The 11,788-nt window shown below is 62.8% G+C and carries 14 protein-coding genes; 10 read left to right on the top strand and 4 right to left on the bottom strand.

The window, feature by feature from the left end; translation table 11 throughout:
- The 3 genes from PV375_RS09645 to PV375_RS09655 form a co-directional block, all read left to right on the top strand.
- The coding region (locus tag PV375_RS09645; RefSeq protein WP_332107122.1) for a Rib/alpha-like domain-containing protein at positions 1-854 on the top strand (854 nt) is incomplete at its 5' end.
- A 242-nt stretch (positions 855-1,096) separates the two neighbouring features.
- Complete coding sequence (locus PV375_RS09650; protein WP_332107123.1) at positions 1,097-1,450, top strand: DUF4298 domain-containing protein; 354 nt, start codon at positions 1,097-1,099, stop codon at positions 1,448-1,450.
- Between the two features lie 55 nt (positions 1,451-1,505).
- On the top strand, positions 1,506-2,141 hold the full coding sequence (locus tag PV375_RS09655) for a cation transporter (protein WP_332107124.1): 636 nt from the start codon (positions 1,506-1,508) through the stop codon (positions 2,139-2,141).
- Here the strand turns inward: PV375_RS09655 and PV375_RS09660 are convergent.
- Positions 2,138-2,953 (bottom strand): TatD family hydrolase, encoded by an 816-nt coding sequence (locus tag PV375_RS09660; RefSeq protein WP_332107125.1) that lies wholly within the window; start codon positions 2,951-2,953, stop codon positions 2,138-2,140. The genes PV375_RS09655 and PV375_RS09660 overlap by 4 nt on opposite strands.
- The gene (locus tag PV375_RS09665) at positions 2,950-3,729 is read right to left on the bottom strand and encodes a tRNA threonylcarbamoyladenosine dehydratase (protein ID WP_332107126.1); all 780 of its coding nucleotides are present in this window, start codon (positions 3,727-3,729) and stop codon (positions 2,950-2,952) included. The genes PV375_RS09660 and PV375_RS09665 overlap by 4 nt, the downstream gene beginning before the upstream one ends.
- Before the next feature lie 82 nt (positions 3,730-3,811).
- On the opposite strand from PV375_RS09665, the gene PV375_RS09670 reads away from it, so the two are divergent.
- From PV375_RS09670 to PV375_RS09700, 7 genes are all read left to right on the top strand, one after another.
- A complete protein-coding gene (locus tag PV375_RS09670; protein ID WP_332107127.1) occupies positions 3,812-4,027 on the top strand; it encodes a hypothetical protein in 216 nt (71 codons plus the stop codon).
- Positions 4,009-4,311: a hypothetical protein gene (locus tag PV375_RS09675; RefSeq protein ID WP_332107128.1), complete on the top strand. Its 303-nt coding sequence runs from the start codon at positions 4,009-4,011 to the stop codon at positions 4,309-4,311. Before PV375_RS09670 ends, PV375_RS09675 begins: the two co-directional genes overlap by 19 nt.
- Before the next feature lie 523 nt (positions 4,312-4,834).
- A complete protein-coding gene (gene dnaK / locus PV375_RS09680; RefSeq protein ID WP_332107129.1) occupies positions 4,835-6,691 on the top strand; it encodes a molecular chaperone DnaK in 1,857 nt (618 codons plus the stop codon).
- Positions 6,692-6,708: 17 nt separating this feature from the next.
- Complete coding sequence (locus PV375_RS09685; protein ID WP_332107130.1) at positions 6,709-7,395, top strand: nucleotide exchange factor GrpE; 687 nt, start codon at positions 6,709-6,711, stop codon at positions 7,393-7,395.
- 92 nt (positions 7,396-7,487) lie between these two features.
- Positions 7,488-8,495 carry a DnaJ C-terminal domain-containing protein gene (locus PV375_RS09690; protein WP_332107131.1) on the top strand — a complete coding sequence of 336 codons (1,008 nt, stop codon included), beginning with the start codon at positions 7,488-7,490 and terminating at the stop codon, positions 8,493-8,495.
- A gap of 5 nt (positions 8,496-8,500) precedes the next feature.
- Complete coding sequence (locus tag PV375_RS09695) at positions 8,501-8,947, top strand: heat shock protein transcriptional repressor HspR (RefSeq protein WP_201615088.1); 447 nt, start codon at positions 8,501-8,503, stop codon at positions 8,945-8,947.
- A 121-nt stretch (positions 8,948-9,068) separates the two neighbouring features.
- Complete coding sequence (locus PV375_RS09700) at positions 9,069-9,983, top strand: M15 family metallopeptidase (protein ID WP_332107132.1); 915 nt, start codon at positions 9,069-9,071, stop codon at positions 9,981-9,983.
- A gap of 12 nt (positions 9,984-9,995) precedes the next feature.
- On the opposite strand, the gene PV375_RS09705 is transcribed toward PV375_RS09700, so the two are convergent.
- Entirely contained in the window at positions 9,996-10,763 is a 768-nt protein-coding gene (locus PV375_RS09705) for an HNH endonuclease family protein (protein ID WP_332107133.1), read from the bottom strand.
- A complete protein-coding gene (locus tag PV375_RS09710; protein ID WP_332107134.1) occupies positions 10,760-11,773 on the bottom strand; it encodes an HAD hydrolase-like protein in 1,014 nt (337 codons plus the stop codon). The genes PV375_RS09705 and PV375_RS09710 overlap by 4 nt, the downstream gene beginning before the upstream one ends.
- Between the last annotated feature and the right edge of the window lie 15 nt (positions 11,774-11,788).

Raw genomic sequence — 11,788 nt, forward strand, 5'->3', positions numbered from 1 at the left:
ACCAGCCGGTGTACACCGAGGTGACTGTCACCGAGGGTGAGGTTGCTGAGGTTGCCGCACCGAAGTTCACCGATGAAGAGACCGGTGAAGAGCGTGACATGCCTGAAGGCACCACCTTCGCGCTGAACGACGACGACATCGAGGGTGTTTGGATCGACGAGGAGACCGGTGAGATCAAGTCGTCGGCTACCAACGCTGCTCCTGCCACCAACGTGTACGAAGTGGTCGTGACCTACCCCGATGGTTCGTCGGAGACGGTTGTGGCTACTGTGAACGTTGTTGCAACTGAGCAGGCCAAGCTCTACCAGCCGGTGTACACCGAGGTGACTGTCACCGAGGGTGAGGTTGCTGAGGTTGCCGCACCGAAGTTCACCGATGAAGAGACCGGTGAAGAGCGTGACATGCCTGAAGGCACCACCTTCGCGCTGAACGACGGTGAGATCGACGGCGTCGAGATCAACCCGGAGACCGGTGAGATCAAGTCGTCGGCTACCTACGCTGCTCCTGCGACCAACGTGTACGAAGTGCTCGTGACCTACCCCGATGGCTCGAGCGAGGTCGTGGTCGCAACGGTTCACGTGATCGAAACCTCCGGCGAGACCGAGGAGCCCGGTGAGACCGAGGAGCCCGGTGAGACCGAGGAGCCCGGTGAGACCGAGCAGCCTGGTGAGACCGAGCAGCCTGGTGAGACCGAGCAGCCCGGTGAGGTCATCAAGCCGACCGAAGACAAGAAGGACGAAAAGCCCGCCCTTCCCAGCACCGGTGCGGAAACCGGTGGCCTCCTGGCCGCTGTTGCTGCACTCCTCGCCGGTGGTGCGGCTCTCGTGACCCGTCGCCGCAAGAGCGAACAGTAAGAGAGCCTCTTACTCGACGTTCACTAGCTGAACACGGTATGGCCCCGCTCCCTTGGGAACGGGGCCATACCCGTCTCATCAGTAAGAACAACACGCAGCACCGTCGCAAACAGCCAACTAGCAACGGCACCAGCTCTTCAACTCACAAGCCAGCTCTTCATCTCACAAGCCAGCTACTCATCCCACAGGCCAGGGCGAAAACTCCCAGCGGCAGGTCAAACAGCTCGTGCCACAGTAAAACCATGAACAACGACACTGCACCCACCGAACACACGCCAGAACAGCAGGCGGCCCTCGAGCGCCTCAACATCGCGCAAAAAAATCTCGTGAGGGCCCGCGCCGCATACGAAAAAGCCGCCGAAGGGCTTAAAGCCATCGAAGCCTTCGACGAGGCCATGAAACCCCTCATGGCGTACTACGACAACGGCTGGCTGGCCGACGTCAACGCAACCGACTCGATCTACGAGCGACCCGAAGCGGCAGGCGAAGACGAAATCTGGAACATGCACGGCGGTCAGTACGAGCTCATGCGCGAACTGCTCGCCATCTCGTCACGCTTCTTCGTGCACGTCCCAGGACAAGAAGAAGACAACTAGCGCGGTACTTTCAATATACGAGTGGGCCCACCGCATCCAATGTGATACTTGGCGTATGGACAGTTCGCCCGAACTCAAGCGCAAGTTCGGTATCGCGGTGCTCTGGGTTGCGGGCCTCAACCTTGCCTACTTCGGCGTCGAGTTCACCATGGCGCTCAAACTCGGGTCGGTGTCGCTGCTCGCCGACTCCATCGACCTGCTCGAAGATGTCGCCATCAACATCCTGATCTTCCTCGCCCTCGGATGGTCGCTGCACGCCCGCGCCGTAACCGGCAAAGTGCTCGCATTCATCATCTGCATCCCAGCACTATTCGCCGCCGGCGAAGCGATCCGCAAAGTCATCAACCCCGACGCGCCAGATCCGCTCCTTCTCGCACTCACCGCGGGCGGCGCCGGCATCGTCAACCTGGCCTGTGCGCTCATCCTGGTGCCCTTCCGAAAAACTCAAAGCTCAATGGCGCGCGTCGCCTATTTGTCGGCCCGCAACGACGTCATCGTAAACATCCTCATCATCCTGATCGGATTCATCACCGCACTCACCCGATCAGGTTGGCCAGACATCATCCTCGGCATCACCATCATCGCTATCAATGTATTTGCCGCCAAAGAGGTGTGGCAGATTGCCCACCTCGAGCATCTCGAAGCGCGAGCATTGACAGGAAAACTCGACGAAGAAGATCTACTCGGTTAGTTCGCGGCACCGTAGAGGCGCGCGCTCGTTTGTGAGATCCGTGCGGTAAGTTGCGCTGCATCCACGCCCCGCAGCCGGGCGAGTTCGTTGACGGTCGCGTGCAGGGATGCGATCACTTCTTGCGCCGGGTCGGTTGCAGTACCGGATGCGGCGGGCAGGTCGGTCTCAAGCAGCAGCCGGCCCTCTGGCACCTGCGTGGCATAGGCGCGCCCACGCTTAGTGCCGAGCATTTGCGTGCCCACCGAAATAAATCCGCCCGCACGCATCAGCCGCGTTAGCTCGTCGCTCGTGCCGCCGAAGCGATGAAAAACCGGCACGAGTGCGGCAGTGTCCACCCGGCACCTGGCCAATAAATCAAGCACCTCAGTGGCGGCGCGCACCGCGTGAATCGACAGGATAAACGGCAGGTCCGACACCGCCTGCTGTATCGCCCGCAGTATCCGGCGCAACACTTCGAGCTGTGTTACAGCCGGCGCCGCAGCGAGCCGCCGCGGCGCAAAATCGAGCCCGATCTCGCCAATAAACCGGGTGCGGGCGAGCGCATCCTGAAAAACCGCGAGCTCATGCTCGGCATCGTCGCCGATATACCAGGGATGAAAACCGAGCGAGAGAAGCGGTGCCTTCGGTTGCCGGGTGCTGGGATGCATCCCCAGGCGCTGCCGCTCATCAGTCACAAGCTGCACGAAACCCGACGGCGTGACCGTTTGCGCGACCACCGTGATGCCCGCATCCGTTAGTTGCTGCACGAGCGGCCCGCGTGCCGGCGGCGGCACGAAATCGTAGTGGTAGTGGGTGTCGAGCAGTGCTGTCACGACTCTGTTGGGGGCTGATTTTCGTCGGCCGGGTTGCCGATGCGCGGGGCGAGCGGAGTTTCTTCAAGCCCAACCAGGCGGCGGATCACCTTGCCCGCGAGCATCTGCCCCATAATCGGCGGCATATAGCTCATGGTGCCGAGCGTTTCGGCTTTGGTGCCGCTGCCCTTGTCGGCAATATTGACCGGCACTTCGGATGAATACAGCACCTCGAGTCCGCGGATGCGGCGGCGGATGCACACCTGTCGGATCGCTTTGGCGAGCGGGCAGAGTTTGGTTTTGTGGATTTTCGCGAAGCTGAGGTAGCTCGGGTCGAGCTTGTTGCCGCCGCCCATGGACGAGAGGAGGTGCACGCGGTTTTCGGCGCACCACTGCGCAATTTCGATTTTGCTGGTGACGACGTCGATGCAGTCGATCACGTAGTCGGGGCGCGGGAACTGGGCGAATTCGGATGCGAGATTGTCGCGGTTGAGATAAACCTGCTTGGCGTGGATGGTGCAGTCGGGGTTGATATCGGCGACCATGCCGGCCATGACTTCGGCTTTGACCCGGCCGACTGTCGACACGAAGGCGATCGCCTGCCGGTTGATGTTGCTGGGTTCGATGGTGTCGCGGTCGAGCAGGATGAGCGTGCCGACGCCACCGCGCGCGAGGGCTTCGGCGCAGGAGGAGCCGACACCGCCGAGGCCGACGACCATGACCGTGGCGTTCTGGAGTTTTTCGAGGCCTTCGTCACCGAGTAGCAGCTTGAGCCGCGCGAACCGCTCGTTCGTCATGGTTGTCTCGATTCTGTGGGTGGGTGTTGGCGCGGATGATTGAGCCTGGTCAGGGGGGCGTTAGGGATGCGTGGGACGCGGCGTGCGTTGGCTCGTCAGCGTTGGTGCGGATGCGGTGCGTCACGACTGCATCGATGTGCCACCCGTCAGAATAGTGCGTCGCGCAGGTGTCGCGTGGACGCTCGCCGCCGCATCCCTCCGCATCCCGCCCACTGCCGTGCTGTTGCGTTTGAGAGTCACCGAAAATGCTCGGGTACACCGCTATGACGGTGTACCTGAGTGGTTGCGGTGTACCTGAGTGCAGTGTTCGTCTGTACCGCGCTCGTGGCGGCCGCGGGGCGGGGCTCGCTGCGCCGCATCCCGCGCTCGCCGCATCCGGCCTCGCCTCGCCGCATCTCGCCTCGCCGCATCTCGCCATTCGCCGTTCGCCGTTCGCCGTTCGCCGTTCGCCGTTCGCGGTTCGCGGTTCGCCGCGCTGCACTCGCCGCTCGCCGCCGCTCGCCGCTGGCCCGCCGCATCCCGTTTCGCGCACTCCACCCCAGTGCAACCCACCTAGCCGTGTTCTGTGTGGGTTCGCGTTAATTGTGTGTGTTGTGCCACATGCAGATGACGCGAAGGCACACAGAACCGGGTTGAGTTGGCGCAGTGCTGCGCTCGCCGCCGCATCCCACCGCATCCCGCCCACTGCCGTGCTGTTGCGTTTGAGAGTCACCGAAAATGCTCGGGTACACCGCTATGACGGTGTACCCGAGTGGTTGCGGTGTACCTGAGTGGTTGCGGTGTACCCGGGTGGCAGTGTTCGTCTGTACCGCGATGCGCCGCACTGCGCTCACCGCCGTTCGCCGCGATGCGGGCGGCGATTGGGGGAGCGGCGGCGGCGATGCGACGCATCCAGCGCCTCAAAGTTGAGCCGCTCACACTCAACTCTCAGGTTTACAGACTTGACACGGGTTGGCTCAGGTGTATTCTTGAGTCAGATCGACTCAGGGTTTGACCTGGGGTTTTCAAGAGAAGTACTTCAAAGAAAGCACTTCAAGAAAGCGCCCGCCGCGAACCCCGATCGAGAACTTTTCACCCCAAACCTCAAAACAAAAGGAGCCCAACTATGTCTCGTGCCGTTGGAATTGACCTCGGTACCACTAACTCAGTCGTGTCCGTCCTCGAGGGTGGCGAGCCGAAGGTCATCGCCAACGCCGAGGGCGCTCGTACCACCCCCTCGGTGGTTGGTTTCACCAAGGATGGCGAGGTGCTGGTCGGTGAGCCGGCCAAGCGCCAGGCGGTCACCAACGTCGACCGCACCATCGCATCGGTGAAGCGCCACATGGGCACCGACTGGACCCAGGAAATCGACTCGAAGAAGTACACTCCGCAGGAGATTTCGGCCCGCATCCTCGGCAAGCTCAAGCGCGATGCTGAAACCTACCTCGGTGACACCGTCACCGACGCCGTGATCACCGTTCCCGCCTACTTCAACGACGCCGAACGTCAGGCCACCAAGGAAGCCGGTGAGATCGCCGGGCTCAACGTGCTGCGCATCGTGAACGAGCCCACCGCCGCCGCGCTCGCCTACGGTCTCGACAAGGGTCAGGAAGACGAGCTCATCCTGGTGTTCGACCTCGGCGGCGGTACCTTCGACGTTTCGCTGCTCGAAGTTGGTAAGGACGACGACTTCTCGACCATCCAGGTGCGCGCCACTGCAGGTGACAACCGCCTCGGTGGTGACGACTGGGACCAGCGTGTCGTTGACTACCTCGTCGGCGAGTTCAAGAGCCAGACCGGTGTTGACGTTTCAAACGACAAGATCGCTCTGCAGCGTCTGAAAGAAGCCGCTGAGCAGGCCAAGAAGGAGCTGTCGAGCTCGACCAGCAGCAGCATCCAGCTGCCCTACCTCTCGCTCACCAACGAGGGCCCCGCAAACCTCGACACGACCCTGAGCCGTGCGAAGTTCCAGGAACTTACCGCCGATCTGCTCGAGCGCACCAAGAAGCCGTTCAACGACGTCATTCGTGAAGCCGGCGTCAGCGTCAGCGACATTAACCACGTCGTGCTCGTTGGTGGTTCGACCCGTATGCCCGCCGTCACCGACCTCGTGAAGGAGCTCACCGGTGGTCGCGAGCCCAACAAGGGTGTAAACCCCGATGAGGTTGTGGCAGTCGGTGCCGCTCTGCAGGCCGCAGTGCTGAAGGGCGAGCGCAAGGATGTGCTGCTCATTGACGTCACCCCGCTGAGCCTCGGTATTGAGACCAAGGGCGGCATCATGACCAAGCTCATCGACCGCAACACCGCGATCCCCACCAAGCGCTCGGAGACCTTCACCACCGCTGAAGACAACCAGCCTTCGGTGCAGATCCAGGTGTTCCAGGGTGAGCGTGAGTTCACTCGCGACAACAAGGCCCTCGGCACCTTCGAGCTGACCGGTATAGCCCCGGCCCCGCGCGGTATCCCGCAGATCGAGGTCACCTTCGACATCGACGCCAACGGTATCGTCCACGTGTCGGCCACCGACAAGGGCACGGGCAAGGAGCAGTCGATGACCATTTCGGGTGGCTCGAAGCTGCCGCAGGAAGACATCGATCGCATGGTCCGCGAGGCTGCCGAGCACGAGGCCGAAGACAAGAAGCGTCGCGAGGCTGCCGAGCAGCGTAACGTCGCCGAGTCGACCGCTTACCAGGTTGAAAAGGTCATTAACGAGAACGAAGACAAGCTGCCCGCCGACGTGAAGAACTCGGTGCAGGAGGATGTCGACGCGCTCAAGACCGCCCTCGCTGGCGACGACGACGACGCGGTGAAGGCCGCGCTCGACAAGCTCAACGAGTCGCAGCAGCAGCTCGGTCAGGCCATCTATGCTGCCAGCCAGGAAGAGGCCGCGCCGCAGACTCCCACCGACGGTGCCGCCCCGGCCGACGACGAGGACATCGTCGACGCCGAGGTTGTTGACGACGAAGACGAGCAGAGCAAGTAAACGGAGAAGAAAACGCCATGACCGACGAGAACCGCAACCAACCCGAGGGTGACGAGGTTCGCGACGACATGGCGGCGGCCGGTGCAGCGGATGCATCGGCCGCCGGCCGTGACGGCGTGACCGAAGAACCCAGCGCCGCCAGCGCGGACGCATCGGACGCTGAGGCACCCGCAGCGGATAACGCCGACGATCTGCCCACCATCAGCGATGACGATCTGCGCGATCTGCTCAACGAGGCGATGGCACCGCCGGCAACCGACGGTGACGAACCGGCCGAGGCTGCCGAAACCGAGTCGGAACACCTCGAAGATCTGCGCCGCGTGACCGCCGAATATGCCAACTACCGCCGCCGCACCGAGCGTGAAAAAGCCGAATTGCGCAGTCACGCCACCGCTTCACTCGTGAAGCAGCTGCTGCCCGTGGTCGACGACCTTGGCCGCGCCAAGCAGGCCGGCGACCTTGAAGATGGCTCGGCAATGCGCGTCATCGCCGACAAGCTGCTCGGCATTATCGAACGGATGGGCGTGGAGGCATACGGCGCCACCGGCGAAACCTTCGACCCGACAATCCACGAAGCGATCGCGCAGCTGCCCAACCCCGAGGTTGAGGTAGAGACGATCGCCGATGTGGTGGAACTCGGCTACCGCATTGGTGAGATCGAGCTGCGGCCGGCCAAGGTGGCCGTGTTCGTGCCGGCATCCTAATCAACACACCTCAGCGCACAGCGTGCGAAACTCACGCACGCTGTGCGCCCACAAACTCAACCAACAAACACAGCGAAAGTGGGTGACGAACTATGGCGAGCCAAGACTGGTTTGAAAAAGACTTCTACAAAACGCTCGGCGTGAGCAGCGATGTTTCGGCTGCAGAGCTGAAGAAGGTCTACCGCAAGCTGGCGCGCAAGTACCACCCCGACTCGAACCCTGGCGATAAGGCCGCCGAAGAGAAATTCAAGGAAATCTCTGAGGCCTACGATGTGCTTTCTGACCAGCAGAAACGCAAAGAGTACGACCAGATTCGCGCGATGGGATCCGGTGCCCGCTTCTCGGCGGGTGGTCCGGGCGCAGCGGGTGGTTTTGAAGATCTTTTCGGGGGCCTGTTCAATCAGGGCGCCGGAAGCCCCGGCGGCAGCTGGTCGTACTCGACCCGAGCCGGTGGCGCCGGCCCCGGCTACGAAGACCTGCTTGGCGGCCTATTCGGGGGCGCGGGCGGATACGGTCCCGCCGGTTTCGGGGGCCGTGCGGCCCCGCAGCGTGGCCAGGACCAGCGCGCGCAAACCACGCTCGACTTCACCACCGCGGTGCTCGGCGGGAAGATCGACCTCACAACCGGTGACGGCCGCAGCTTCACCGTAAATATTCCCGCTGGAGTGAAGGACGGGCAGAAGATTCGGCTGCGCGGTAAGGGCGCACCGAGCCCCACCGGCGGCGAAGCGGGCGACATCATCCTCGAAATTTCCGTGCGCTCGCATCCGGTGTTTGAACGCGACGGTGACAATCTGCGCATCAAACTGCCGGTAACCTTCGCCGAGGCCGTTAACGGCGCCACCGTTGAAGTGCCGACGCTTTCGGGCAGCCCGGTGAAGGTGCGCGTGCCGGCCAACTCGAGTGGTGGCCGCGTACTGCGGGTCAAGGGCCGCGGTGTCGCAACCAAGAAACACACCGGTGACCTGCTCGTTGAGCTACAGATTGCGGTGCCGAACCGCCTGAGTGAAGAACAGCAAAAGGCACTGGATACGTTCATCGCCGCCTCGCCCGCTGAGAACCCGCGCGAGGATCTGCTTCGCTCGGCATCGGCGAGGTGATGGGCATGGTGAAAATAACCGACAAACAATTCGGCGAAGACGACCCGGTGTTCCCGATCGCCGTCGCCGCCGAACTGGCGGGGATGCATCCACAAACTCTCCGGCAGTACGATCGCCTCGGTCTCGTGGTGCCCGCGCGCACCGCGGGCCGGGTGCGGCGCTACTCAACCGCCGATGTGAACCGGTTGCGTGAAATTGGCGAGCTGTCTGCAGCTGGCATTGGCCTGGAAGGGATTTCGCGGGTGGTGCAGCTGCGACGCGAGGTGTCGGAGCTGCGCAAGCGCGTGCGCGAGCTCGAATCAGCGCTCGCGGATGATCGTCTGGCTCGGCAATCGGGCCGCGTGTTTGCTGCCGGTCACGGTGAGATCGTGGCTCTGCGCCACGGCACCCGAGTGCGGGCACGCACTGAGCTCGTGCGATGGTATCCGCCGGCCGTTTCGGGTGATACTTGAGGTCGATTTACTGAGGGACTTACGCCGTGGTGCTTACATCGACGCGACGCCGGTGGCAGACTGGCTAGTATCCGCGCGGTGTGCGGCAACCGGGCGATGATTTTCGGTGAGGGGATGCTTGGTGGCAGATTTCGAAAAACTCGAGACGGCTGACGAAGCGACTCACTCGCACAGTGCACATGAGATTGCCGTGGCCGTGAGTGAGCGTAAGCGTGCTCGGCGTAAGCAGGGCATCGGGTTGGTGATCGCGGTCGTCGTGGCCTGCGCGGCAGTCGGCGGCACCGGTGTCGCGCTGGCTGGCGTTTCGGGGCAGCACGACGCGATTGTGGTTGCGGTGCCAAGCGGCACGACCACACCCACTGCAACACCAACGCCAATCAGCGCACCAACATCAACGCGCGCCCAGCCGAACGGGTCTGCCCAGGGGCTGCAGATCGACATCGACGATCCAAATAGCATCACCACGCTCGTCAACAAGCAGCGACCGCTGCCAAAAGACTTCGTTCCCAAGAATCTTGTCAAGCTTTCGAGCGTGGGCGTCCCCTCAGTGAACGACCACTCGATGCGCCGCGAAGCCGCCGATGCTTCGCGCGAGCTCTACGATGCGGCCGGTAAGGCCGGCTATCACCTCAACTTCGCGAGCGGCTACCGCAGCTACGAACTGCAGACCGAGCTCTACACCGAATATGTTGAGCAGCTCGGGCAGGAAGCCGCGGATGCAACCAGCGCCAAGCCTGGATTCAGCGAGCATCAGACCGGCCTGGCAGTGGATATTTTTGAGACCAGCACCGATTGCATCCTCGAGGGTTGCTTTGGCAAGACCAAAGCCGGCAAGTGGCTCAAAGAAAACTCGTGGAAGTACGGGTTCATTTTGCGTTACGAAAACGGCACCCAGGATGTGGTGGGTTACGAGTACGAGCCGTGGCACTTCCGCTACGTCGGTAAAGATGTGGCCGCGGCCTACCACGAGTCGGGTGCGCGTACCTACGAAGAGTTTGTCGGCGCCCAGGCCGCGCCCGACTACAAGAAGCCTTAAGCCTGCCCGCTGCTACAGGCAGCCGGCCAACACCTCTCGCATCGCCGCATCCTCGGCCTCGGTGACCCACAGCTGATAGGTGGCTTTCACCGCGATCTGCCGCGATATATACGTGCAGTGATACGACTCGTCCGGCGGCAGCCACTGGGATGCATCCGATGACATTTTTTCGTCATTCACCCAGTCTTGGGTTGCCTGCAGATTGAGCGGATCGTTGGCGAACGCCACCCGCTGCTCGTAGCTCAGATCCTGTGCACCGGTGCGCCAGGCGTTATACACCGCGACGACGTGGTCGATCTGCACCCGCTCGCTCGTACCCTGGCCGCGCTGGAAGCTGACCGTTTCACCGGTGTAGGGATCTTCGAGCACGCCCGTATCGACGCGGCAGTTATCGCGCAGTAGGTGCACCTGCTCGAGCTGCGACTCGAGGGTTTCGTTGCGGGTGTTGCAGCCGTCGCCATCGAGGTCTGCCCAGCCATCACCGAAGTGTGCCGCGCGGTCGAATGGGCCATCCCACTCGGTGCGGTCGGCAACCGGGATGCTGTCGAGCACTTCGAGCGCGGTGGCGGCCATCTCGGCCTGCTCGTTTCCGGCATCACCGGGTTGTTTCTCGGCATTCTCTACCTGATCGGCGAGTTTGGGGTAGGCATCGGCGGTTGATTGTGGGCGATCTGCGGGCGTGCCGAGGTCGCCGGCTGCCGAGCATCCGCTCAGCAGTGTGACCGATAGCAGCCCTGCGGCGCATCCCAGTAGCCGCGGCCCTCGGTTGCGCCCCGTCATAGCTGCACACCGAGAATTTCGGCGAGCTGCGCGGCGGTGTTCACCACCGCGACCGCGCCCTCATCTTCGCCGGTGCGGCCGTATCCCCATGTGACGTACACGCAGGGCACTCCGTGTTGGGCCGATCCCTGCACGTCGTAGTAGCGGTCGCCGATCATGAGCACATTCGACAGGTCGATGCCCAGCGCATCCAGTCGTCGTAGCGCCTCAGCCACGACATCTTCTTTTTTGGAGCGCGACTCGTCTTCGCTGGCGCCGGTGATCGTCTCGAATTCATTGAGCAGGTTGTAGTGGTGCAGCACTCGCCGGGCCGCCGATTCAGGTTTGCTGGTGGCGGTTGATTGCGGCATTCCGGATGCGTGCAGCGCGCGAATGATCTCGGGAATGCCGGCAAACGGTGGGGTGCCGTCGAGGCCGATCTCATCGTGAATTTCGCGGTAGGTTTGCAGCGCGTGCTGCACCTCGATGGCGTCGTCGAGGTGTTCGCGTTTGAACGAGTCGATGATCGGCGGGCCCACGTAGCTCAGCAGCGTTGCATCGCTGGGGATCGGCATCCGGAACGTGTCGAAGGTTTTGCGCATCGCGTCGACGATGCCGGCGGCCGAGTCGGAGATGGTGCCGTCGAGGTCCCAGAGCACGGCGGTGTAGGGGCCGGCGCCGGTGCCGCGGGCAAAATCCACCGGGGTGACCGGGCGGAATAGGGGCTGGGAAGAGTCGGCTTCGGTTTCGGTCGCTTCGGGCTGTATGACGGTGATTGAGGCGGGTGAAAAGTTGCCGGCCGCATCCCCGTCGCCTGATCGTCCTCGGGATGCGCCACCGGTTGCTTCGCGAGCCGCGGCCGCCGTTTCGGCGGCGTCGGTTGCGGGATGCGCGTAGTTGCCCTCGGCTTCGCGAGCGGCCTCGCGTAATTGCGCCTGCCGGTCGACTTCCTCGAGTAGAGGAGCGTCGGGTGCGACCTCGTTCGCGTCGAGGTCGGCTGAATCGTCGTAGTCGTTACGGAAGTCGGTCACTCTGCCAGGGTAGCG

The sequence above is a fragment of the Gulosibacter sp. GYB002 genome (genome assembly GCF_036577665.1).
GTDB classification, from domain to species: Bacteria; Actinomycetota; Actinomycetes; order Actinomycetales; family Microbacteriaceae; genus Gulosibacter; species Gulosibacter hominis.